This is a genomic window from Mesorhizobium waitakense, assembly GCF_056431085.1.
Window position 1 is genome coordinate 44,544 of sequence record NZ_JBWKME010000016.1, and the last position, 24,394, is coordinate 68,937.

A 24,394-nucleotide genomic window follows, 5' to 3' on the forward strand; every position below is an offset into this window, starting at 1 on the left:
GGTTTTGCAGAAGGCCGTCAACCTGTCGGGGGTGCCGCGACGCCGGCGTAGTGGCTTCCCAATTGCCAGAAGGGCAGCGAGAACCGCCCGCGCTCCTCTTCAACGAGACTGAAGCCCGCCCCGCGGATCAAGAGCAACGGATCGCGATTGAGGTGGCAGCCGCCGGCGATCCGCCCCCACAGCCTGTTCAGGCGCTCCTGCCATCTGCGGCAACGCGGCTCCTCGGCCTGACCATGCTCGATAAAGATCAGCCGGCCCGTCGGCTTCAGGATGCGTCGGATTTCGGTCAGCGCCATCTCAGGGTCCGGAATGGTACAAAAGGCATAGGTGACGACAACCGTGTCGGCGAAAGCATCGGCCAGCGGTAGGCTTTCGCCGCTGGCCCGGAGGCATTCGACATCGAACGGCAAGGAGCGGCTCTTCGGTGCGGCCAGGCCGAGCATCGTGCCGTCGGGATCGACGCCGATCAGCCGCTCGACCCTGGCAGCGTCGTAATAGGGAAGGTTCAGGCCGGACCCGAAGCCGACTTCGACGACAATGCCCTCTGCCCGCGGGATCATTCGCCTTCGCATGTGTGCGAATGTGTTGGCCGAACAGCCGGCGTGGACGACGTAGGGAGCAATGCAGCGTGCATACCAGGAGAGACAGGTTTGGCACATGACCTATCCTCCTTGCCTTGTGCTCTGAGCACCGACACGGTCCAGAAAAGCGTCGACCACCGGCGCCACGGTGTCGACATCGAGGAAGGCGGTGACATGGTTCTTGCCCGCGAGCGGCAGAAACTCGCCGCCCGCCAGTTCCGCGAAATTCCGGACGGGGTCGCAACGGGGATCAAGCGTGCCGCTGATTGCCAACACCGGTATCCCCAGCCCCGCGAAGGCGGCCGAGAAATCTAGCCTGTCCTTGGCAAGGCTTGCTCGAACAGCGGTGAGATCGTTGGCCCGGATCCGCCGGCTTGCGGCCTGCGAAAGGTCGGGGGCCAGTTGCGTCAAGGAGGCGAGCCAGGTCTCGAAGTCATTCTTGAGCGCCGCTCGGAGGGAGGTGAGATCCTCCGCGTACGGATGCGCGCCATTGACGATCAGCGCGCTGACGCGGTCCGGGTGGTAGAGAGCCACGGCCAGCGCGACCACGCCGCCCATTGAATGTCCCATCAGTGCAGCATGCTGGACGCCGGCTCTGTCGAGCACGGCAACGACATCTGCTGCCCGCCTGAGCCCGGAATAGGCAATCGGGTTGTGAGGCTTTCCGCTCCGGCCATGGCCGCGGCAATCGATGAGGATCAGCCGGCGCCCGCGCCGCAGCAGCTGGTCGACGTAACCCGCCTCGTACCAGGACTCGCTGTTTTCGGTCACGCCATGCAGCAGTACGAGCGCTCGCCGCGACCGAGGTCCTGGTAGGCGATAGAGATGCCGTCCCTGGCAACAGCCTCGGACGTGCGATGATGGGTGAGAGTATTGACCGGTAACATTTCTCGCTCCAAGGGAAGTCTCCTGATTGGGCCCAATCGGCCCGACCTCCTGGGGTGGATAGAAGGCCGGCGTCCCCTCAACGTCCCCGCGCGGCCGCATACGGATCGATGGAGCGATTGGAGTTCCGACTTCTGGGTTTTCCTGAGTTCCGTCTGAACGGGCGGCGGGTGGAACTTGCGTTGCGCAAGGCGGCAGCGCTTTTGGTCTACCTCGCCGAGGCCACCGGGCCCGTGGCGCGTGAGGTCGCAGCCACGCTTCTGTGGCCCGAAACCGACGAGGAAGCCGCACGCGCACGCCTTCGGCGCACGCTGTATAAAATCCGCATCGCGTTCGGTAGTGAGGTTATCGCTACCAGCGGAACATCCCTGAGCCTGCACCCGGCGCTGTCCGTTGAGGTCGACTCCAAGGTCTTCGAGCATGCCTGCAATGTCGGTCCTCTCGACGAGGCAGCCGACATGCTAAAGGGCGACTATCTCGCCGGCTTCTCCGTCCCTGATTGTCCGGAATTCGAGGAATGGGTCTTCTTCAGGCGCGAGGCCCTGCGCAGCCGGCTCGTGCAGGCGCTGGAGCGGCTCATCGAAGCGAAGATCGCCGCCGGTGAGCCTCGCAGCGCGGTCGTGCATGCGACGCGCCTGACGGGACTGGACCCTTTGAGTGAAAGTGCGCACCGTCACCTGATCCGTGCCCACCTGGCGGCCGGGGACAGGGCGGCAGCCGAGCGCCAAAGGGACACCTGTGTTCGGTTGCTGCGGGAAGAACTCGGCATAGCGCCGGACCCAGCCACGCTTGCCCTGCTGCGTGAGCCATCTCACGATGCCGCCCCGGACGTGCCCAGAACGCGCTATGTCGAGGTGGACGGCATCCATATCGCCTACCAGATCGTTGGCAGCGGTCCGATGGATATCGTGCTTGTTCCGGGCTTCATTTCGCATGTCGAGCGGATCTGGGAAGACAGAAGCTGCCGCGCCTGGATCACCGCGGTTTCGCATCTCGGCCGCCTGATCCTTTTCGACCGGCGAGGAATGGGACTTTCCGATCGTGTCGGTGCCCGCCCGACCGTCGAAGCGACGGCGCAGGATATTCTGGCGGTCATGAACGCGGCCAGTAGCCGTAGGGCCTTGCTCATCGGCGCGTCAGAAGGTGGGCCGGGTTGTGTCCGTTTTGCCGTAAACCACCCCGATCGCCTGATCGGTCTTGTTCTGTGGGGTTCCCTTGCGAAAGGCAGCCGCGCACCCGACTATCCTTTTGCCCTGACCGTCGCGCAATACGATCTGTGGAAGCAACGACTGCTCGCCAGTTGGGGTGGCCCGGCGGAAATCGAAACTTTCGCCCCCAGCCTGGCCGCAGACCGCCAGGCGCAGACCTGGTGGGCTGGGTTGCTCAGGGCAGCCTCCAGTCCCGGCGCGGTCGCGGGCCTCCTGGAAGCGCTGCGTGATACCGATGTCCGTCATTTCCTTGCAAAGGTTTCGGCAAGGACGATGGTTCTGCACCGCTCCGGCGACCGCGCCGTTCGCATCGAAGCCGGGCGCTTCCTCGCGGCCAACATCCCAGGCGCGAAGTTCATTGAGGTTGCCGGCAACGATCACTGGTTCTGGGTCGGCGACCAACAGCCGCTGCTTAACAGCATTGGCGCGTTTGCACGACGTAGCTGATCGCTCAGGCGGGCCGGTGAAGGCCATCACGAATTCGATTTTCTGAGCCACCGTCGAAATGCGCCGACAGCGGACGACACCAATGGGGGCGGTGGCATTGAAGCTTCTACCTGAGCGTCGCCAGCAGGTGTTCGGCAGCCTTGACATCCGCCGTATTCAGGCCCTCCACAAAATGCGCCGCAACCGGTTGCAAGAGTTCGCGAGCGCTATTGATCTCCCCGAGCTGGGCCATCAGCGTCGTCATGTCGATTGCGGTTCGCAACTCCCATGCCCGCGCGTGCTGACTGCGGCTCAACTCCAGTGCCTGCATGAGGTAGGCGGCAGCTTCGTCGCGGTTGCGTTGCGACTGGAGAAGGAGGCTTCCCTTCATCCGCAGCAACTCCGGGAGGTACAATTGGTCGCCGTTCTTTTCGACGAGGCCAAGCGACTCGTCGATCAGCGCAGTTGCTTCATCGACCTGACCGATCGCGGACAATCCCCTGACCAGCGAGAGGTTGAGCGGAGTCGTGAGCAATTCGTAAGGTGCCGCGTGCAGCTTCTGAAGAGACGTCTGCAGGTCCTCGACACCGCCTTTTGCATCGCCCTGACGGATCGCGACTTCGCTTTTGAATCCCCGACCGACCAGCAGGTAAGGAGTCATGGAATGGGATTCCGCGCGGGCGATGAGCATGTCGATGTACGCCTCGGCGCTCTTCAGGTCGCCCGTCCACAGGAAGACCGATATCGCCCAGATCAACGCGATCGCCAGCGTTAGAGAATGATCCATGGCGGCAGCCTCTTCGACTGCCTGCCGAGCATGTGCCATGGCTTGATCCGGATGGCCTTGCAGCCAAAGGTTCCTCGCCAGAATTGCCCTGGCCAGGATTTTGCCTTCGAAGCCCAGATAGATCGTCGTGGTCCGCTGAGAGCGCGGCCCACGGTCGAGCGCCGCCTCCAGCTCGGCGCGCGCTTCCGCTAGGTCACCCCGCAGGTGAAGCGAGATGCCCAGGATCGAGTGTGCAAGCGCGATCGCGACCGAATCCTCCAGACCGGCGGCTGTGGCTGAACAACGTCTTGCAAATTCGAGGGCGGTTACGAAATTGCCCGTCCGCAGATGGAACATATTGAGCGGACCTAACAGGCGCACCTGATCCAGCGGATCGCCGCGCTCCTCGGCGATCGCTAGGCTTCTCTGCAGGGCTACACGCGCCCTGTCGCGTCCTCCCCGCATGAACATGAAGGATACGCCGAGAGCTGCCTGAAGATGCATCTCGTCAAGTCCGCCAAGGGCGGCACCGTCGAAAGCCAATATTGCTCTTTCGGACCAGCGATGACATTCCGGCAACAAGGACATCGCCAGGAAAACCGGCGCGGCAGCGATGGCGAGTCCGATGCCGATGTCGGTGTTTTTGTTGTTGCCGAAGCACCATTCCAGGGCAGCCCGAACATTGTTGATGGCGGCGAAGTGAGGAGCCCGTTCCTCACCGGTCCCCAGTTTTGGCCATCCGATCCCTGTTTGCTCCAGCCATCTCCGATAGTAGGCGGCGTGGCGCACTGCCAGATCGGCAGCCTCGGCATCATCGATCCGGATATCGAGAACGTAGGCGCGCGTGGTATCGAGGAGCCGGTAGCGCATCATCGCTCCGGCCGGACGCGTCGCCACAATCGATTTGGCGACGAGACTGTCCATGGCGCCCAGGACGGTCGATCGATCGAGGGGCGTGCTCGTCACCACCTCCAGCGCGGCATCGAGCGTGAAATGACCGACGAATACGGCGAGCCTGCGCAACACCACGCGCTCAAGGTCGGTCAGGAGCCCAAAGCTCCAGTCCAGCGTCGCCTGCAGGGTTTGCTGACGCGGCGGCGCGGTCCGCGAACCGAGCCACAGCAGTGTCAGGCGTTGATCAAGAAGTGCGGCGGTCTGTTGCAGCCCATAGGATTCGACGCGCCTGGCCGCCAGTTCGATGGAGAGCGCCACTCCGTCGAGCTTTCGACAGATGCTTGCGATGAGCAGGGCCTCCGCATCGCTGATGTCCAAACGAGCGCCGCCTGCCACCGCTCGTTCGACGAACAGTTGGGTGGCCGGGAAGGTCTGGACAACGGCCGCAGTCAGGCCAGGTTCGTCGGGCGGATAGGCAAGCGCATCCAACCGATAGATATGCTCGCCTTCGACCCGAAGCACCTCGCGGCTCGTCGCCAGGATGTGGACCTGTGACGCCGCATCGACAATGCTTGCTGCCAAAGGCGCCACCGCATCCAAGAGATGCTCACAGGTATCGAGGATCAAGAGAATCCGCTTGTTGCGCAAGTAAGCGATCAGATTGGGCGTGGCATCTTCTGTTTGAACGGATAGCCCAAGCATCGAGGCGACGGCTGTCGTCACCAGACCGGGATCACCGATCATTCCCAGATCGACGAACAGAACTGCCCCATAAAATGCGTCGATCAGATGATGTCCGATTGCGATCGCGACGGTGGTTTTGCCGACACCGCCGGCGCCAACGATGGTGACGAACCGCGAAGCATTCAGCTGCGCCGACAGCTTGAGAACGTCCTCATCCCGCCCGACCATTCTGCTCAAGCGGTTTGGAAGATTCGCATGCGGAAACCCGGCGGCGACGAACGGGGCTTCATCGTGTGGGCTGCCTAATCGCGAGACCGGTGCAACGAAGCAATAGCCGCGCCCCGGAAGCGTCGCGATGTAACGCGCGCCATCCTTTCCGTCGCCCAGCGCCTTGCGCAGTCCCGTCATGTGGAACCGCAGGCTGCCTTCCTCGACAACCACATCCGGCCAAACGCGCGCCATCAGATCCTTCTTGCTGACGACTTCATTCGGCGCGGAAGTCAGGACGATGAGAATTTCAAGGGCGCGCGAGCCCAACTCTACGGGAGCGCCTTCTCTTGTCAGGAGCCTTTCACCCGCAGCCAAATAGAAAGGGCCAAACGACAATCTGTCTTTGGCCTGACTTGCCGTTGTCGTCATGGCGTCTCTGCTTTTGGGAGCCGCCTGCACCCAGCGCTTTACTTTAGGTCAAGGAGCGCTCCCGCACCATAGGGAGTCTCCACTGTCTGGCGCCTCCTATCTGCTCAAAAAAGCGGCAGGGGGGCAGCGACTAACAAGAGCTCACGACGCATAACGGGCTAATCCCATCTCCCGGGGGTACGTCAAGCAGCGCAAATCGCATCCATCAACCCTAGGAGAGTCACATGGACACGACCAGAACCTCCGAAACAATCGACCAGGATCGCCGGCGATTTTTGGGCGCTGCCGCGGTCGGCATCGCCGCCGCAGGCGCCGCGAGCCTGCTCCCGTCACAAAAGGCCGCCGCATCAACCAGCGATGGCATCCGCCCCTTCACCGTTAGTTTCCCGCAGGAAGAGCTCACCGAGCTTCGCCGGCGCATCGTCGCTACGCGCTGGCCCGAGCGCGAGCTCGTATCCGACGAAGCCTCCCGGCGGATCTGGTCGACCCCGGCGACGGTAGGGCCAACGCAGGGCGTGCAACTCGCCACGATGCAGAAGCTCATGAAGTACTGGGGAACGGAATATGATTGGAGTAGATGCGAGGCGCGGTTGAAGGCGCTGCCGAATTTCGTCACCGAGATCGACGGCCTCGACATCCACTTCATCCACGTGAAATCCAAGCATCAGGGCGCCCTGCCTGTCATCATCACGCATGGCTGGCCCGGTTCGGTCATCGAACTCCTGAAGATCATCGATCCCTTCACCAATCCCACCGCGCACGGCGGTGCCGAGGCCGACGCGTTCGACGTGGTGATCCCGTCGATGCCGGGCTACGGTTTTTCCGGCAAGCCAACCGAAACAGGTTGGGATCCAGCGCGCATCGCGCGGGCGTGGATCGTGCTGATGAAGCGCCTCGGCTACGACCGGTATGTCGCGCAGGGTGGCGATTGGGGAGCACTTATCACCGAACAGATGGCTCTGATCGCACCTCCCGAACTGGCCGCCATCCACACGAACATGCCGGGGACCATTCCGCCCGAGATCGTGAAGGCGCTTGCCTCTGGCGGCCCGCCCCCTGCCGATCTCGGTCCCGACGAGAAGCGCGCCTACGAGCAGGTCGCGTTTTTCTACAAGAACGGCCTGGGCTACGCCAACGAAATGGCGCTTCGTCCGCAAACGCTCTACGGGATCGTCGATTCACCGGCCGGCCTGGCGGCGTGGATCCTCGATCACGATGCGGACAGCTGTGCGCTGATCGCCCGCTCCTTCGACGGAGAGCCGGAGGGCCTTACCCGCGACGACATCCTCGACAACATCACGTTCTACTGGCTGACCAACACGGCGATCTCGTCGGCGCGTCTCTATTGGGAACACTCGCAAACGGCGAAGGCCGGCTTCTTCGACGCCAAGGGCATCACAATTCCTGTCGGCGCCACTGCGAACCCCAGCGAGATCTACACAGCGCCGAAGAGCTGGACTGAACGCGCGTTCCCGAAGCTTCTGCATTACGGCCGCACAGACAAGGGCTGCCATTTCGCGGCCTGGGAACAGCCGAAGATCTTCACCGATGAGGTGCGCGCAACATTCAAGACGTTGCAGACCTGACGTGTTGGCGGAGGATGGCGCACCGGACGTGTGTCATCTTCCGCCATGCGGTAGCTGCGTAGCGAACTTCCGAAGGGAGCGACTGCAATGAACCCCCTCATCAAGACGCTTGCCGCCGCTGTGGCTTGCACCGTGCTCGCTACCGCTGCGCTCGCCCAGAGCACGGTCGTTCCCTTCGACAACGAGCCGGCGCCGAAGCTGATCGTGGAGCCGCCGCTTCCGGGCCCAATGGCCGGCGGCGTCGTGTTCATCCCGTACCGGGTGGAGAATCTGCGCATCCTGCCTGTGGGTGGGTCGGCCGCAAGTAACGTGTCTCCGCGTCTCGGGCATCTGCACGTCACTGTCGACGACCTGCCTTGGGCGTGGGCGGATTACGGTCAGAGCAACACCATCATCTTGGTGGGCATGCCCGGCGGCCAGCACAAGGTCCTGATCGAGGTGGTGGACCCCGAAGGCAATGTCTTCACTAAACAAACAATGACGTTCCACACTCCCGACAAGAAGGTGCAGCCATGAGTCTCTACCAACTGGCGGCTGCGCTGGTGTTCGGGCTTTGCACCCTCTCCGCGCCCGCCTTCGCAAATCCGGTCGAGGATCGCTCGATCCGGCCCTTCAAAATTCAGGTGCCGCAAACAGCGCTCGACGATCTTCGCGGCCGTATCGCAGAAACACGGTGGCCCGACCGGGAGACCGTAGATGACCAGTCGCAGGGCATTCAGCTCGCGAAGATCAGGCCGCTCGTCGAGTATTGGGGCACGGCCTACAACTGGCGGACAGCGGAAGCGAAGCTGAATTCCCTGCCTCAGTTCATGACCACGATCGACGGCGTGGACATTTACTTCATCCACGTTCGCTCGAAACATCCCCATGCCCTGCCGCTGATCATGACGCATGGCTGGCCTGGCTCGGTGCTGGAACTGCTCAAAACCGTCGGCCCGCTCACCGATCCCACCGCGCATGGCGGCAGTCCTGAGGACGCGTTCGACCTCGTACTGCCGTCGTTGCCGGGTTTCGGCTTCTCCGGCAAGCCAACCGAGACCGGCTGGGGTACAGGGCGCATTGCGCGAGCCTGGGCAGAGCTGATGAAGCGCCTCGGCTACACAGAATACGTCGGCCAAGGCGGCGACTGGGGCTCCCCCGTTTCGAATGCAATGGGCCGCCTGGCCCCTGCAGGACTTCTTGGCATCCATGTCAACCTGCCGGCTGTCGTACCACCTGAGATAGCCGCTGTGCTCGCCACCGGCGGACCAGTGCCGGCAGGCCTGACGGGTAAGGAGCGCACGGCATTCGACGCGCTCAGCATGGCCGCCAAGATGGGGAATAGATCCTACGCCACGATGATGGGCACCCGACCGCAGACGATAGGCTACGCCATCAATAACTCCCCTGCGGGGCTCGCAGCGTGGATGCTCGGGCATCCGGGCTTTTCAGGCTGGACCTACGACGATAGCGACCCTGAAAAGTCGCCGGACGAGGTGCTGGACGACATAACTCTGTACTGGTTGACGAACACCGCCACCTCGTCCGGGCGAATTTACTGGGAGTACGGCGGCGGCCGCAGTCCCGTTTTTGCCGACCCTGAAAAGACCAACGAAGTCTCGCTGCCGGTCGCCATCACGGTCTTTCCGGGAGAAGGCTATCAGGCCCCCGAGACGTGGGCCCGGCGCGCCTACCCCAACCTGATCTACTTCCATGAGGTCGACAAGGGCGGCCACTTCGCCGCGTGGGAGCAGCCGGAGCTCTTCTCCGCCGAGTTGCGCGCTGCCTTCAGGTCGCTGCGGCGAAGAAACTGAACTGACCGGAGGGCACAAAGAAGCATTCCCATCAAACTCAACGGAGGAGGCAGACATGACGATTGCCACTACCCGCAGCAATACCGCAGTCGAGACGCAAAAACCACGATCCCACGATATGAAGCTCGAGGTCGTAGTCATTCCAGTTTCCGATGTCGACCGCGCCAAGCTGTTCTATGCAGGCTTGGGTTGGCGGCTGGACGCCGACCTCATAGGCGACGAATTTCATATCATCCAGTTTACGCCTCCTGGCTCCCAGTGTTCGGTTGTCTTCGGCTCAGGCGTTGCACCGGGTCCTTATGCTCGTATCGAGCTCGACATCCTCGAAACCGCTGGTGAACTCGTCGTGTCGGACATCGAGTCAGCACGCGCCGAACTCGCCGATCGCGGGGTCGACGTAAGCGAAGTGTATCACTATGCCGGTGACAAAGGGCGCGTCAGCGGGCCCGATCCGGAACGACGCAGCTACGCCTCGTGGGCTTCCTTCAGCGACCCGGCCGGAAACAACTGGCTCTTGCAGGAGGTCACTGCGCGAGCGCCAGGCCGCGTCGACGCTGACGGCGCCACATTTGTCTCGTCGGCCGAGCTCGCAGCCGCGCTTCGGCGTGCATCTGTGGCTCATGGCGGGCACGAGCAGCGGACAGGCGGCCAGCGTGATGAGAACTGGCCGGAGTGGTACGCCGAGCACATGGTGGCGGAGCACGCCGGCCAACCGCTTCCGCCATGAGTACTTCGATTGAACGGACAGCGTCGCCGGCGCTTACCTGGCTAGAACACGCGGCATTCGACACACGCTGCGTGGTGCCACGATGGCAATACGTCCTACGCCTTGATGATGGAGTTCTGGCGGCTCCGACAAATGTATCTCAAACGAGCGGAGCGGGCTTCTGTCCCGAGCCGCACGCGAGACGAGCTTCTCACGCAACTTAACGCAGGAGGTAGATATGGACATCACTAGCACCGTCAGCAGTATCGCAGTTGAGACACAACGGCCGCGATCCTCGACATGAAGCTCGAAGTTGTTGTCATTCCCGTCTCGAATGTAGAGCGCGCCAAGCAATTCTACGAAGGGCTGGGCTGGAGACTCGACGCTGACTTTGTCGTTGGAGACACGTTCCGTGGGATACAGTTCACACCTCCCGGCTCGCCGGCCTCGATACACTTCGGCACCGGGATCACGACGGTCGCGCCCGGCTCTGCAAGCGGACTTTATCTTGTCGTTTCGGACATTGAATCGGCTCGCGCCGAGCTTATCGGCCGCGGCGTCGAGGTCAGCGAGGCGTTTCATCGCGAAGGCCCCGGCAAGCCAACGGTGAAAGGCCGCGATCCCCAGCGACGCAGCTACTCTTCATTCGCTACCTTCAAAGATCCGGACGGCAACGAATGGTTGCTTCAGGAAATCACCAGCCGGTTTCCCGGTCGCATCGACTCCAGCACCACGACCTACGCTTCCGAGGCGGATCTTGCTTCCGCGCTGCGACGCGCGTCGGAGGCCCACGGCGAGCACGAGAAGCGCAACGGCGGTCGGCGCGATGAGAACTGGCCGGACTGGTACGCGAAATACATGGTGGCTGAGCAGGCTGGCAACGAGCTTCCGCTGTGAAGGGTTCGGCACGCAGTGCGCATTCGAACCGTCCGCGCGGCGACATCGATCGAACCAAAAGGCGTCGTTGATGAAAGCAACCAAGGTACTGGTCGCCGCGGCGCTCGCAATGGCAATCGGGGCTCCGATTGCCGGTTTTCTAGGAGGCACGAACGTGGCGCAGTCCATAATCTCCACACCAATGCGGGTTCCGTTTCTTCACGAACTCTCTGCCTATCGGCTTGAGGAAAAATCGGAGCTTGCTTCGCTCGAAACGGCGCACGAGTGGATAAATTCACCGCCGCTGACGGCGTCGGCTGTGCATGGCAAGGTCGTCCTCATCGATTTCTGGACTTACACCTGCATCAACTGGCTGCGCACGCTTCCCTACGTTCAGGCCTGGGACGAGAAATACCGGAAGCATGGTCTGGTGGTGATCGGAATCCACGCCCCGGAGTTCGCATTCGAAAAAGACCTGAACAACGTGCACCGGGCGGCGAAAGACCTGCGGATCGATTATCCGATCGCCGTCGACAACGACCATCTCATATGGCGGGCCTTCAGCAACCAGTATTGGCCGGCACTCTATTTCATCGATTCGCGGGGACGTGTCCGGTATCATCATTTTGGCGAGGGGTCATACCAACAATCGGAAATGGTCATCCAGGAATTGCTGGCCGAGGCTGGCGCTGGTGGATTCGATCGTGAGCCTGTATCGGTGGATGCCCGCGGCATCGAAGCGGCGGCCGATTGGGAGAGCCTCAAGTCTCCGGAGAACTATTCCGGATATGAACGCACCCAGAATTTTGCATCCAGCGGCGAGCTGGTCTTGGACGAGCCGCATGCCTACGAATTGCCGGCGCGGTTACGCCTGAATGAGTGGGGGCTGTCGGGCGATTGGACGGTAAGGAAAGAAAACGCCGTACTGAACAAGCCCGACGGCCGCATCGTCTACCGTTTCCACGCACGCGACCTTCATCTGGTCATGGGTCCGACATCGCCGGGAACGTCCGTGAGATTTCGCGTGCTGATCGACGGACAGCCACCAGGCACGGCTTACGGCATCGACGTCAATGAAAAGGGCGAAGGTGCAGTGACAGAGCAGCGCCTGTACCAGCTGATTCGACAATCGAAACCCATCGTCGATCGCCAGTTCGAGATCGAGTTTCTCGACTCGGGCGTGGAGGTCTTTGCCTTCACGTTTGGCTGATCGTCCGGACAACACTAGAGGTTCTCAAATGCATTCGTTCAATATCCCGGATGAGATCGACCAAGAACGCCGACGGTTCTTTGGCGCCACCGCGATGGCTCTCGCCGCCACTCAGTTCGGCCTGATGGGCCCGGCACAAGCGCAAGAGGCGACGGGAGAGCCCGTTGGGGCGTCCCTCGGACCCTTGAAGCAGATCGATGCCGGCCTGTTGAGCGTCGGCTATGCCGAGCTTGGACCCGCCGACGGCCCGCCCGTCATCCTGCTGCATGGCTGGCCGTATGACATCCACACCTATGCCAATGTCGCGCCTCGGCTGGCGGCGAAAGGCCACCGCGTGATCGTGCCGTACCTGCGCGGATACGGGCCGACTCGTTTCCTGTCGCACGATACGATTCGCAACGGCCAGCAGTCGGCGATCGCCGCCGACATTGTCGCCCTGATGGACGCACTGGGCATCGAAAAGGCGACGATTGGCGGCTGCGACTGGGGCGCCCGCACCGCGAACATCATTGCCGCGCTATGGCCTCAACGCTGCAAGGCTTTGGTCTCGGTAAGCGGCTACCTCATCGGCAACCAGCAAGCCGGCAAGCTGCCGCTGCCACCCAAGGTCGAGTTGCAATGGTGGTATCAATATTACCTCGCCACCGATCGCGGCCGCGCTGGCTACGAGAAATACACGCGAGATTTCGCCAAGCTGATCTGGCAACTCGCGTCCCCCCAGTGGAACTTCGACGATGCCACATTCGAGCGCAGCGCCGCGGCCTTGGACAATCCCGATCACGTGGCCATTGTGGTCCACAACTATCGCTGGCGGCTCGGACTGGCCGCTGGCGAGCAGCAATATGACGCGTTTGAGGAGCGACTCGCGCAGGCACCAGTCATCGGCGTGCCGACGGTCACGCTCGAGGGCGACGCCAATGGGGCGCCGCATCCGGACGCCAGCGCGTACGCCAAGATGTTCTCAGGGAGATACGCGCATCGGGTTGTCACCGGAGGCATCGGGCACAACCTGCCCCAGGAAGCGCCGCAGGCCTTCGCTGATGCCGTTGTCGAGGTCGACGCCTGATCGAGTTCACGGTAACCGCCCCCGGCGGTTACCGCTGCCAGCAAAAAGAATGCCCATGAGCCGCATCGCAAGGGTTGTCTACACGGCCAGGACCGCAACTACGGGCGGCCGCGAAAATGGCGCCTCGCGCAGCTCCGACGGCCTTCTGGACATCTGGCTTTCGGCGCCCGGATCGGCGCGCATAGGCACCAATCCGGAGCAGTTGCTCGCGGCCGGCTGGTCGGCCAGCTTCGCAAGCGCAATCGCATCTGCGGCCCACGAACGAAAAATCGCGCTGCCTGCAGGGGTGAGCATCAAGGCCGAGGTGAATCTGAACTACGGAGAAAACGGCCACTTTCTCAGCGTCCAACTGGATATTGCCGTGCCGGATCTGGAGCGTGATGTCATACAACTTCTGGTGGATGAAGCGCACGAGATCTGTCCTTACTCCAAAGCGACACGGGGCAACATCGATGTCATAACGAGGATCGTCTGATCTGACCTAAATCGCCCGTCGACGTTGAAGGGACCTCGCTCCCGGCCTGTTCTGGGTCAGATCATGATCATGCCCACGTCGACGCGAATGTCCGCTTCGATATCCGCGGGCTCGAAGCGGCCGGTCCGTTGTCGGCCCAACTGCGGTCATTCGGGAACCGTGGATGACCGCTTCTGTCGCATAGCTGCCGCTCCTTACCGCCCCCGCGACAAACTTCCCAATATCCCGCGCACGATCGCCCGGCCGACCGACGAACCCACAGAGCGCACCACCGACTTGATCGCGGCTTCCGCCACCGTCTGGCGATTGGACGGGCGCGGCGCCGGTGCGCGCCTACCACCCGATTGCGGTGCCGGGTCGTCATTGCCGAAGCCGGGAATGGTCCAGCGCGAACCGCCGCCTCCCGCCTGCTGCGCCTGCTCTTCGGCGTCCTGCGCCTCCCTGGCCTTTTTCTGCAGCATCTCGAAAGCCGATTCGCGATCGATGACCTGATCGTACTGGCCGGCGACCGGGCTTTCCTGGATCAGCTTTTGCCGCTCGGCAGGGGTGATCGGCCCAAGGCGCGAGGCCGGCGGGCGGATCAGCGTTCGCTGCACCATGGATGGAACACCCTTGGTTTCGAGCGTCGAGACCAGCGCCTCGCCGGTGCCAAGCTGGGTGATCGCGGTGGCGCAATCGAAGTCGGGATTCGGCCTGAAGGTCTCGGCTGCGGTCTTCACCGCCTTCTGCTCGCGCGGCGTATAGGCGCGCAGCGCATGCTGCACCCGGTTGCCGAGCTGGGCGAGAACCGTTTCTGGAACATCGAGCGGGTTTTGCGTGACAAAATAGACGCCAACGCCCTTCGAGCGGATCAGCCGAACCACCTGTTCGACCCGGTCGATCAGCACTTTCGGTGCGTCCTCGAAAAGCAGGTGCGCTTCGTCGAAGAAGAACACCAGCTTCGGCCTGTCGGGATCGCCGACTTCAGGCAGCACCTCGAACAGCTCCGACATCAGCCACAACAGGAAGGTCGCATAGAGCCGCGGATTCATCATCAGCTTGTCGGCGGCAAGCACGCTGATGGCGCCGCGCCCGTCACGGGTGGTGCGCATGATGTCGGCGATGCGCAAGGCCGGCTCGCCGAAGAAATGCGCCGCGCCTTGCTGCTCCAAAACCAGCAGCGTGCGTTGGATGGCTCCCACGGAAGGCTTGGTCACATTGCCGTAACGCGAACCCAACTCGTCCGCGCGCTCGGCGATGTTGGCCAGCAGCGCCTGCAGGTCCTTCATGTCGAGCAGCAGCAGGCCTTCCTCGTCCGCCAGCCGGAAGGCGATGTTCATGATGCCTTCCTGTGCCTCGGTCAGGTTCATCAGGCGCGACAGAAGCAACGGCCCCATTTCGGAAACGGTGGCGCGGATCGGGTGGCCCTGCTCGCCGAACAGATCCCAGAAAATGACCGGAAATTCCTGGAAGTCATACGGGTCTAGCTTGACCTGCTCGGCCCGCTTGACGAGGAAATCCTGTGCCGTGCCCATCATGGCGATGCCGGACAGGTCGCCTTTGATGTCGGCGCAGAACACCGGCACGCCGGCATTGGAAAAACCTTCGGCCAAGATCTGCAAGCTGACGGTCTTGCCTGTGCCGGTGGCGCCGGTCACCAGGCCGTGACGATTTCCATATTGCAGCAGCAGGTGCTCGGCACGCTGATAGCTGTCGTCCGGCTTGCGGCTGGCGCCGATGAAAATGCTGGTGTCGTCAGCCATAAGTCGGGTCTCCGCAAACTGATGTGTTTAAGCCAGTGGGCTTACCGCAGGTATAGTGAGGCCCTTGCACAGCGACAATGCCAATCGTTCAAGTGGGGGCCAATCGTTCAAGTGGGGCCAATCGTCCAAGTGGGGGCCAATCGTCCAAATCGGTTTTTTGGAGCTTGCGGATTTTGCCGGTGTTTGGCAATCGTTCATGGTTCGTCCATGCACGCTACCTATATCTGATGGATTGAATTCCGACCCTGAAAGCGCATTGCATTGCGATATCGGACGGTGGACCATAGACTGAACTGCTCCAGGCTGGTGCGGCCGCATGAAAGTGAGGAAGACGGATGGGCGCTGGAGCCTTGATCCAGGACGTTGAACCCGAGAATGCCGAGCGCCAGCGATGGCTGGCCCTGGCGGAAAAGGCGTTGGCTGGCGCATCCTTCGAGGAAAAGCTGGTCTCGCACACCGACGACAACATCCGTATCGAACCGCTCTACGACCGCAGCATCGCAGCGGAACCGATCGTGCGCGCAAACCCGAAATTGCCCTGGATCGTCAGCCAGCGCATCGATGACCCGGACATCGAGCGCGCCAGAACCCAGGCCCTGGAAGACGTAGCCCAAGGCGCGACGGGATTGTCGCTTGTCTTCGAAGGCGCGCCGAACGCATTCGGCTACGGCCTGCCGAGAACGGCGCAGGCGCTGGAGACAGTGCTGGACGGCGTACCGCTCAACCGCATCCAGGTCCGTATCGATGCGCATCCGTGGAGCCGCGCCGTGGCCGACTGGCTGGTGGCGTTCCTGAGCAAGCGCCGTTCGGATCCGGCAAAGCTCAACCTCTCCTTCGGCATCGATCCGGCGGCGATCTTCGCCGGAACCGGCCGGCTGCGCATGTCGATCGAGGCGCTACGGGCCTCGATGCCGCAGTCGCTGGCGCATTTCTTCTCGATGGGCGTTCCGGGCGTGCTCCTGGAGGCGGACGGGCGCGTGTTCCACAACGCCGGCGCCACGGAGGCGCAAGAGCTTGGCATCATGCTGGCTTCCGCCGTGTCCTACCTGAGAATGTTCGAGACGGCGCGGCAGCCGCTTGTCTATGCCGCACCCCATATCGGCTTCGCGCTCAGCGTCGACCAGGACCAGTTCCTGTCGGTAGCCAAGGTGCGGGCGCTGCGCAGGCTTTGGGCACGGCTGCAGGAGGCCTGCTCGATCCCCAATTCCACCGCCAATATCCATGCCGAGACGTCGTTTCGCATGATGACGGCCATGGATCCGGAAACCAACATCCTGCGCACCACGATTGCCTGCTTTGCCGCGGCATCCGGCGGCGCCGATTCGATCTCCATCCTGCCGCACACGATCGCGCATGGCTTGCCGGCGGGTTTTGCCCGCCGCGTCGCCCGCAACGCGCAGCTGATCATGGCCCATGAGAGCCATATCGATCATGTCGCCGATCCAGCCTATGGCTCCGGCGGGGTCGAAGCGCTGACCGCGGAACTGTGCGAGATGGCGTGGGCGGAACTACAGACGATCGAGGCCGAGGGTGGCGTCCTGTCCAGCCTTCAGGACGGACATATCCAGAAGCGCGTTCACGCCGCGGCGGCGCGACGCAACGCAGCCTACCAGGCTGGCGAGCGGGTCATCATCGGCACCACGCTCTACCCGTCGAAAAGCGAACGTCCCGTCGAGACGCTGGCAGCGGAACGGCGGCCCGCCTTCACCGAAGGCGTTGCCGTCTGCGAACCCCTTTTTCCGGTCCGCATAGACCAATCGATCGGAGCCGCCTCTTGATCCCGGATTTCAGCCAGATCGGCTGGGTATCGCCACGCCGCGCACCCGTCGAGGTCAAAGGCCAGCGGATCACGCCGGAAGGCCTTGTCGCCAGGCATCTGTACAATCAAAGCGACCTCAAGGGGTTGCCACATCTCGACACCTATCCCGGCCTGCCGCCCTTCGTGCGCGGCCCCTACCCGACCATGTATGTCCAGCAGCCCTGGACGATCCGGCAATATGCCGGCTTCTCGACGGCGGAGGAGTCCAACGCTTTCTACCGGCGCAATCTTGCCGCCGGCCAGAAAGGACTGTCGGTCGCCTTCGATCTCGCCACGCATCGCGGCTACGACAGCGACCATCCGCGTGTCGCCGGCGATGTCGGCATGGCGGGCGTCGCCATCGATTCCATTCTCGACATGCGGCAGCTCTTCGACGGCATTCCGCTCGGCGACATGACGGTGTCGATGACCATGAACGGCGCGGTGCTGCCGATCATGGCGCTTTACATCGTGGCGGCGGAAGAACAGGGCGTTGCGCAGAAGGATCTCGCCGGAACCATTCAGAACGACATTCTGAAGGAGTTCATGGTCCGCAACACCTACATCTATCCGCCGAAGCCCTCGATGCGGATCGTTTCGGACATCTTCTCGTATACGTCGAAGAACATGCCGAAGTTCAATTCGATCTCGATCTCCGGCTATCACATGCAGGAGGCCGGAGCGACGGCCGACCTGGAGCTCGCCTATACGATCGCCGACGGCATCGAATATGCCCGCGCCGGCGTTGCGGCGGGCTTGGATATCGACCGCTTCGCCCCGCGCCTGTCCTTCTTCTGGGCGATCGGCATGAACTTCTTCATGGAAGTCGCCAAGCTGCGGGCCGCGCGCCTGCTGTGGGCGACCTTGATGGCGAAGAATTTTTCGCCCAAGGACGAGCGGTCGCTGTCGCTGCGCACACACTGCCAGACCTCGGGCTGGTCGCTGACGGCGCAGGACCCCTACAACAACATCATTCGCACCATGATCGAGGCAATGGCGGCGACGCAGGGCCACACGCAGTCGCTGCACACCAATTCCTTCGACGAGGCGATGGCGCTGCCGACCGACCATTCGGCGCGGATCGCCCGCAACACGCAGCTGATCCTGCAGAAGGAATCCGGCACCACGCGCATCATCGACCCGTGGGGCGGTTCGGCCTATCTCGAACGGCTGACGCATGATCTGGCTGCGCGCGCGCTTTCCCATATCGAAGAAATCGAGGCGCTCGGCGGCATGGCCGCGGCGACCGAACAAGGCATTCCCAAACTGCGCATCGAGGAAGCGGCGGCCCGCACGCAGGCACGCATCGATTCCGGTGAGCAGATGCTGGTCGGCGTCAATGCGCATCGCCCCGAGACCGACATCAAGGTCGACGTGCTGAAGATCGACAATGCCGAAGTCAGGGCGCGGCAATTGTCGAAGCTGCAGCGGCTGAAAGGCACACGCGATGTCGGCGCGGTCGAGAGCGCGCTCGATGCGCTGACCCGTGCCGCTGAAGGCAATGAAAACCTGCTGGAGTTCGCCGTCCGCGCCGCGCGCGCCAATGCCACGGTCGGCGAAATCTCGTTCGCCCTGGAAAGAACCTTCGGCCGCCATGTCGCTACGGTGCAGACGATCTCCGGTGTCTATCGAAAGGCGCTCGGCGACAATTCCGTGGTCGAAGGGTTGCAGGACAAGCTTGAAGCCTTTGAGAAGAAATCTGGTGGCAAGCCGCGCATCCTCGTTGCCAAGATGGGACAGGACGGCCACGACCGTGGACAGAAAGTCATCGCCACCGCCTTCGCCGATCTCGGCTTCGACGTCACCGTCGGTGCGATGTTCCAGACACCGGATGAGATCGCCAGGCTGGCGGTCGCACATGACGTTCATATCATCGGCGCCTCTTCACTGGCGGCGGGACATCTGACGCTGATCCCGGAATTGGGCGATGCGCTGAAGAAGCTCGGCCGCGGCGACATGCTGATCGTCGCCGGCGGCGTCATCCCGCCACAAGACTATGACGCGGTGCTGCAAGCCGGTGCTGCGGAAATCTTCCCGCCGGGCACGGTCATTCCGGAAGCGGCGGATCGCCTGCTGGACCGTCTGCTGAAGGCCTGACGGGAGCTGTTATAATCTCTGTTGCAACAACACTTCGCTCTGGTTATAATCGGCGTTGCAACAGGATGATCCATCATGAACACGACCATTCGCAAGATCGGCAATTCCGAAGGTGTAATCCTGCCCAAGGAGCTGCTTGAACGTCTGAACCTCAAAGCCGGCGACCAGCTTCAGATTCTCGAAACGGATAAGGACATCGTCCTCAAGGCGGTGGACGACAGTTTCGAGCGGCAGATGGAAGCAGCTCGCAAGGTCATGGACAAGTACAAGGTCGCACTACAGAAACTCGCCGAATGAGCTGGGAGTTTCTATCACGTCGCGCGGTCGAAGCGATGCATGCCGAGCAATTGCGCAGGCACGGCGGAGCGCAAGGTTTGAGAGATGAAAATGCGCTCGAATCGGCGCTCGCCCGCGCTGAAAACAAGGCGAACTATGGGGACCCGTCGGTCGAGGATCCCGCCGCTGCCTATGTCTTTGGCATTGCCAGGAATCATGCCTTTGTCGACGGTAACAAGCGTACAGCCATCGTGGCCGCCGGCGCATTTTTGATTGTGAACGGCCATGTTCTGACAGCTGACAACGGCACGCTTTACGAATTCGTCATGGCCGTCGCTTCCGGCGAAATCGATGAAGCCGGAGCCGCGGCTTTCTTCCGCGACCATGTCGTCAAGCTCGAAGACTAACTGTCGGAGAGCTTGACGATCTCCCATTCCTTGCCGTTGACCACAGCCACGTCGCCGACCTTCTTGCCGAACAGGGCGACGGCCATCGGCGACACGTGGGAAATGGTGCCCTTGGCCGGGTCGGCCTCGTCCTCGCCGACGATTTTCCAGTGCACCTTCCTGTCGTCATCGCCCTCGAGCGTGACGCCCATGCCGAAGCGCACCAGATCGCTGCCCGGCTCCGGCACGGACAGTTCGGCGTTTTCGCGCCGGGCGGTCCAATAGCGCAAGTCGCGCGACACCACCGCAATGCGCTCGCGGTCCGCCTTCCTTTCGGCCTGCGCCAATATGTCGCGCAGATCGGCCAGATTCTCCTCGATCATCGCCAGGCCGGTCTCCGTCACCAGGTTGCGGTGCTGGCTGATCGGCCGCTCGCCGATGCCGGCGATGGCGTTTTCGCTGTCTTCCTCTCGGGTAAAAGCTCTGCTCATCCGCTGAGCTTAGGCGCGGAGAGGCTGCTCGACAAGCCATTGTCGCTGCGCTGGCAAGCAGCGACAGACCGTCTGGCACGAATCCTGCGGTGTCTGGGTGGAACGCTGGGATCCTGTGCCGATGTTGAACAGACGAACGTTTTTAACCGGAACCGCCGGCTTTGCCGTCTTGGGCCTCTCGCTTGGCAGAGCGGCAGCTGCCAACCTGAGCGGCATCGAGAAAGCCTCGATGCGCGGTTCGATCAACGCCACCGAACTTGGCGTCTCACCTGGCACCTTCGATGATCAGAGCAAGGCCTTCGCCAAGCTCCTGCGTGATGCCAACGACCGCGACATGCCGGTGTTCCTCCCGCCCGGCACCTATGTGGTGTCCAACCTCTCGCTGCCCAGCCGCGTGCGTCTTTCCGGCGTGCCGGGCGCAACGCGGATCGTCTATGGCGGTGATGGCCACCTGTTCATGGCCGAACAGGCCGACCATATCGAACTCAGCGGGCTGGTCTTCGATGGCAGCAACCGCTCGATGGGCGACTACGCGCAAGGATTGCTCGATCTGCGCCGGGTCGCGCACCTCGTTGTCGACAATTGCCAGATAACCGGCAGCGGCAAGAACGGATTGGCGCTGGAACACGCGGCGGGCCGGATCGAGCGCTCGGACATATCAGGGGCTGCCGATGCCGGCATCTATTCGGTCGAGGCTGATGGGCTGGCAATCACGGGCAACACCGTCTCCGACTGCGCCAATGGCGGCATCCTGGTGCACCGCTGGCGGGCGGCGGAAGATGGCACCATGGTCACCGGCAACCGCGTCGAGCGCATCCAGGCGCGCAGTGGCGGCACCGGGCAGAACGGCAATGGCATCAACGCCTTCCGGGCCGGCAATGTCGTCATTTCGGGCAACATCGTCTCGGACTGCGCCTTCTCGGCAATCCGCGCCAACAGCGCCAGCAATCTGCAGATTTCAGGCAACACCTGCTCGCACTCGGGCGAGACCGCGGTCTATTCCGAATTCTCGTTCGAAGGCGCCATCATCAGCAACAACATCGTCGACGGCGCCGCCAACGGCATCTCGATCGTCAACTTCAACGAAGGTGGCCGCATGGGTGTCTGCTCGGGCAACATCGTGCGCAATCTGTCGACCAGCGGTCCCTACCCCGCTGACGCGCCCGGCTTTGGCGTCGGCATTGGCGTCGAGGCCGACACCACCGTTTCCAACAATGTCATCGAGAACGCACCGCTCTATGGCATGCAGATCGGCTGGGGGCCGTACCTGCGCAATATCGTGGCGACCGGCAACATCATCCGCAAGACTGGAACCGGCATCGTCGTCAGCGTGGTCGAGGGCGCCGGCACGGCCGTCATCTCGGACAATGTCATCGATGGCGCGCTGAACGGCGCCGTTGTCGGCCAGCGCTGGGCCGAGCCGGCGACAGGCGACCTGACATCATTGGACAAGAGCGGTTACGCGCACCTGACCGTCGAGCGCAATCACGTCAGCTGAATGCTGGACTTCTAGTCCAAGGCCACTGTCGGCCTCAGCGCCCCGACCTTGGCGCCAATCCGGCTTTCAATCGGAGCGTTGGCCAGTTCGAGCAGCTTCGCCGCCAAAGCCTCGTCCGCGTGCAGCAGCCTGGCAAGGACGGCGGCAACCATGGCTTCGCCGGCGCGGCCGGCACCGTCATCGCATTTGAGCGCGATGCCGAGGCCAATTTCCGGAATTGCGGCACAGTGAACACCTTCGGCGCCGCCTTTCGCAAAAATCCGCCCGGGCGCGGCCTCCATCAGAGCGACATCGGCACGGCCGGTGCCAGCGACGAAGAACGGTTCTGCCATGCAGGCGGTCATCAGACGCTTTGCGGCCTTGGCTCGCTCGGGACCAAAACCATTTGTCGTGGCCATACGGGCAAAGCCGAGGGCGAAGCTCCTGAGCGGCACCGCGTAGGTCGGGATCGAGCAGCCGTCGGTCGCTCGTTCATCGGCACCATGGACAGCGCCCGTCACTGCCTGCATGACGTCGCGCACCATCTCCTGCAAGGCGTGCTCCGGCTTGACATAGCCGCGGTGTCCAATGCCAGCGTGGACACAGGTGCAGAGGAAGCCGGAATGCTTGCCGGAGCAGTTGTTGTGCAGCGCGTTCGGCGAACCGCCGGCGCGGGCCATCGCAATCTCCGCGTCATGACTGGAGGGCCAATGCGCGCCGCATTCCAGCGCCGTCCCGTCCAGCCCGGCCCTGGCCAGCATGGAACGCGCCAACTCTACATGCGCCGGCTCGCCCGAATGGGAGGCACAGGCAAGCGCCAGTTCGCGGTTGCCGAAGCCATAGGCATCGGCCGTGCCGCTTTCGACCAGCGGCAATGCCTGGATCGCCTTGACCGCGGAGCGCGGAAACACCGGCCTCGAGGTGTCGCCGATCTCCAGGACCGGCTTGCCGTCGGCATCGAAGACCGCGACAGCACCGCGATGGGCGCTCTCGACGATCGCGCCGCGCAAGACTTCGATCAGAACCGGATTTGTCATGAACCCTCCCGCTTGCGCATGACCTCGAAGATCGGAACCAATCTTCGAGGTCATGCGCAGAATCAAAGTGTTACAGCGTCCTTTGCGCGCCTCAAAAGGTGCGCGGCGCTGTAATGCGGGCGGTTTATCTGATCCGGTCGAGAATGGAAACGTAGTTGGCGACCGCCGCGCCACCCATGTTGAAGATGCCGCCGAGTTTTGCGCCCGGCACCTGGATGCCGCCGGCTTCGCCGACAAGCTGCATGGCGGTCAGAACATGCATGGAAACACCGGTGGCGCCGATCGGGTGGCCCTTGGCCTTCAGCCCGCCCGACGGATTGACGGGCAGGCGGCCATCCCTGGCGGTCTCGCCGCTCATGGCGAGCTTTGCCCCCTCGCCCGGCTTGGCCAGGCCCATCGCCTCATACTCGATCAGTTCGGCGATGGTGAAGCAGTCATGCGTCTCGACGAAGGACAGATCGTCGAGCGTCACGCCGGCATTCTTCAGCGCACGTGTCCAGGCTTGTTCGCAGCCTTCGAAGGTCAGGATGTCGCGCTTCGACATCGGCAGGAAGTCCTGCACATGCTCGTTGGCGCGGAAGGCAACGGCGCGGCGCATCTTCAGTGCCGTCGCGGTGTCGGCAAGGACAAGGGCCGCGGCGCCGTCGGAGACCAGCGAGCAGTCGGTGCGCTTCAACGGGCCGGCAACGAAGGGGTTCTTTTCGCTTTCCTGGCGGCAGAACTCATAGCCGAAATCCTTGCGCATCTGCGCGTAGGGATTGTCGACGCCGTTCTTGTGGTTCTTGGCGGCAATCATCGCCAGCGCGTCCGACTGGTCGCCATAGCGCTGGAAATAGGCCTGCGCGATCTTGCCGAAGACCCCGGCGAAACCCGCCGGCGTCTCGCCATCCTCGGGCAGATAGGAAGCCTTGAGCAGGTTCTTGCCGATTTCGGGTCCCGGCGTCGTCGTCATCTGCTCGGCGCCGACCACCAGCACGATGCGAGCAGCGTTGGCGTCGATGGCACGGATGCCCTGCCTGACCGCCGCCGAACCGGTGGCGCAAGCGTTTTCGACGCGCGTCGCCGGTTTGAAGCGCAGCCGGTCGTCGGCCTGAAGCACCAGGCTTGCGGTGAAATCCTGCGCCGAAAAGCCGGCGTTGAAGTGGCCGAGCACGATCTCGTCGACCTCGTCCGGCCCGATGCCGGCATGGTCGAGTGCGTCGGTCGCCACCTTGACGATAAGATTTTCGAGCGTCTCGCCCTCGAGCTTACCGAAGCGCGAATGCGCCCAGCCAACGATGCATGCGGTCATGGCG

21 protein-coding genes are annotated in these 24,394 nt (G+C 62.7%); 14 read left to right on the top strand and 7 right to left on the bottom strand.

The features are described from left to right. Positions 1 to 17: 17 nt before the first annotated feature. Positions 18 to 560: a class I SAM-dependent methyltransferase gene (locus AC07FD_RS02830; protein ID WP_478348552.1), complete on the bottom strand. Its 543-nt coding sequence runs from the start codon at positions 558 to 560 to the stop codon at positions 18 to 20. Between the two features lie 102 nt (positions 561 to 662). Continuing rightward, positions 663 to 1,352, bottom strand: a complete 690-nt coding sequence (locus AC07FD_RS02835; protein WP_478348553.1) for an alpha/beta fold hydrolase — start codon at positions 1,350 to 1,352, stop codon at positions 663 to 665. A gap of 224 nt (positions 1,353 to 1,576) precedes the next feature. On the opposite strand from AC07FD_RS02835, the gene AC07FD_RS02840 reads away from it, so the two are divergent. Continuing rightward, entirely contained in the window at positions 1,577 to 3,121 is a 1,545-nt protein-coding gene (locus AC07FD_RS02840) for a bifunctional AfsR/SARP family transcriptional regulator/alpha/beta hydrolase (protein WP_478348554.1), read from the top strand. Between the two features lie 106 nt (positions 3,122 to 3,227). Here AC07FD_RS02840 and AC07FD_RS02845 read toward each other — a convergent pair whose 3' ends face one another. Further along, positions 3,228 to 6,083, bottom strand: coding sequence for an ATP-binding protein (locus AC07FD_RS02845; protein ID WP_478348555.1), 2,856 nt, complete (start codon positions 6,081 to 6,083; stop codon positions 3,228 to 3,230). Between the two features lie 224 nt (positions 6,084 to 6,307). Between AC07FD_RS02845 and AC07FD_RS02850 the strand changes: the two genes are divergently transcribed. The 8 genes from AC07FD_RS02850 (at position 6,308) to AC07FD_RS02885 (ending at position 13,795) form a co-directional block, all read left to right on the top strand. Continuing rightward, the gene (locus AC07FD_RS02850; RefSeq protein ID WP_478348556.1) at positions 6,308 to 7,669 is read left to right on the top strand and encodes an epoxide hydrolase family protein; all 1,362 of its coding nucleotides are present in this window, start codon (positions 6,308 to 6,310) and stop codon (positions 7,667 to 7,669) included. Positions 7,670 to 7,756: 87 nt separating this feature from the next. Next, positions 7,757 to 8,185, top strand: coding sequence for a DUF6130 family protein (locus AC07FD_RS02855; protein WP_478348557.1), 429 nt, complete (start codon positions 7,757 to 7,759; stop codon positions 8,183 to 8,185). Beyond that, entirely contained in the window at positions 8,182 to 9,462 is a 1,281-nt protein-coding gene (locus AC07FD_RS02860; protein WP_478348558.1) for an epoxide hydrolase family protein, read from the top strand. Before AC07FD_RS02855 ends, AC07FD_RS02860 begins: the two co-directional genes overlap by 4 nt. Before the next feature lie 55 nt (positions 9,463 to 9,517). Further along, complete coding sequence (locus tag AC07FD_RS02865; RefSeq protein ID WP_478348559.1) at positions 9,518 to 10,189, top strand: VOC family protein; 672 nt, start codon at positions 9,518 to 9,520, stop codon at positions 10,187 to 10,189. A 279-nt stretch (positions 10,190 to 10,468) separates the two neighbouring features. Continuing rightward, a complete protein-coding gene (locus tag AC07FD_RS02870) occupies positions 10,469 to 11,065 on the top strand; it encodes a VOC family protein (protein WP_478348560.1) in 597 nt (198 codons plus the stop codon). 70 nt (positions 11,066 to 11,135) lie between these two features. After that, positions 11,136 to 12,254 (top strand): redoxin domain-containing protein, encoded by a 1,119-nt coding sequence (locus AC07FD_RS02875; RefSeq protein WP_478348561.1) that lies wholly within the window; start codon positions 11,136 to 11,138, stop codon positions 12,252 to 12,254. Between the two features lie 43 nt (positions 12,255 to 12,297). Then, a complete protein-coding gene (locus AC07FD_RS02880; RefSeq protein WP_478348925.1) occupies positions 12,298 to 13,320 on the top strand; it encodes an alpha/beta fold hydrolase in 1,023 nt (340 codons plus the stop codon). 55 nt (positions 13,321 to 13,375) lie between these two features. Further along, a complete protein-coding gene (locus tag AC07FD_RS02885) occupies positions 13,376 to 13,795 on the top strand; it encodes an Ohr family peroxiredoxin (protein ID WP_478348562.1) in 420 nt (139 codons plus the stop codon). A gap of 194 nt (positions 13,796 to 13,989) precedes the next feature. Here AC07FD_RS02885 and AC07FD_RS02890 read toward each other — a convergent pair whose 3' ends face one another. Continuing rightward, positions 13,990 to 15,537 carry a helicase HerA-like C-terminal domain-containing protein gene (locus AC07FD_RS02890; protein ID WP_478348563.1) on the bottom strand — a complete coding sequence of 516 codons (1,548 nt, stop codon included), beginning with the start codon at positions 15,535 to 15,537 and terminating at the stop codon, positions 13,990 to 13,992. Positions 15,538 to 15,872: 335 nt separating this feature from the next. On the opposite strand from AC07FD_RS02890, the gene AC07FD_RS02895 reads away from it, so the two are divergent. The 4 genes from AC07FD_RS02895 to AC07FD_RS02910 all read left to right on the top strand — a co-directional run bounded on the left by AC07FD_RS02895 (position 15,873) and on the right by AC07FD_RS02910 (position 20,115). Continuing rightward, entirely contained in the window at positions 15,873 to 17,315 is a 1,443-nt protein-coding gene (locus AC07FD_RS02895) for a methylmalonyl-CoA mutase subunit beta (protein ID WP_478348564.1), read from the top strand. Beyond that, complete coding sequence (gene scpA / locus AC07FD_RS02900) at positions 17,312 to 19,432, top strand: methylmalonyl-CoA mutase (protein ID WP_478348565.1); 2,121 nt, start codon at positions 17,312 to 17,314, stop codon at positions 19,430 to 19,432. Before AC07FD_RS02895 ends, scpA begins: the two co-directional genes overlap by 4 nt. 75 nt (positions 19,433 to 19,507) lie before the next feature. Continuing rightward, positions 19,508 to 19,729 carry an AbrB/MazE/SpoVT family DNA-binding domain-containing protein gene (locus AC07FD_RS02905; protein ID WP_184871302.1) on the top strand — a complete coding sequence of 74 codons (222 nt, stop codon included), beginning with the start codon at positions 19,508 to 19,510 and terminating at the stop codon, positions 19,727 to 19,729. Next, the gene (locus AC07FD_RS02910; RefSeq protein ID WP_478348566.1) at positions 19,726 to 20,115 is read left to right on the top strand and encodes a type II toxin-antitoxin system death-on-curing family toxin; all 390 of its coding nucleotides are present in this window, start codon (positions 19,726 to 19,728) and stop codon (positions 20,113 to 20,115) included. Before AC07FD_RS02905 ends, AC07FD_RS02910 begins: the two co-directional genes overlap by 4 nt. Here AC07FD_RS02910 and greA read toward each other — a convergent pair. Further along, entirely contained in the window at positions 20,112 to 20,585 is a 474-nt protein-coding gene (gene greA, locus AC07FD_RS02915) for a transcription elongation factor GreA (RefSeq protein WP_478348567.1), read from the bottom strand. The genes AC07FD_RS02910 and greA overlap by 4 nt on opposite strands. Before the next feature lie 121 nt (positions 20,586 to 20,706). Here greA and AC07FD_RS02920 point away from each other — a divergent pair, with 121 nt between their 5' ends. Further along, positions 20,707 to 22,083: a TIGR03808 family TAT-translocated repetitive protein gene (locus AC07FD_RS02920; protein WP_478348568.1), complete on the top strand. Its 1,377-nt coding sequence runs from the start codon at positions 20,707 to 20,709 to the stop codon at positions 22,081 to 22,083. Positions 22,084 to 22,094: 11 nt separating this feature from the next. Here the strand turns inward: AC07FD_RS02920 and AC07FD_RS02925 are convergent, their stop codons facing one another. Both AC07FD_RS02925 and AC07FD_RS02930 read right to left on the bottom strand, forming a co-directional pair. Further along, positions 22,095 to 23,099, bottom strand: a complete 1,005-nt coding sequence (locus AC07FD_RS02925; RefSeq protein WP_478348569.1) for an asparaginase — start codon at positions 23,097 to 23,099, stop codon at positions 22,095 to 22,097. A gap of 124 nt (positions 23,100 to 23,223) precedes the next feature. Further along, positions 23,224 to 24,390, bottom strand: a complete 1,167-nt coding sequence (locus tag AC07FD_RS02930) for an acetyl-CoA acetyltransferase (protein WP_478348570.1) — start codon at positions 24,388 to 24,390, stop codon at positions 23,224 to 23,226. Positions 24,391 to 24,394 lie beyond the last annotated feature (4 nt).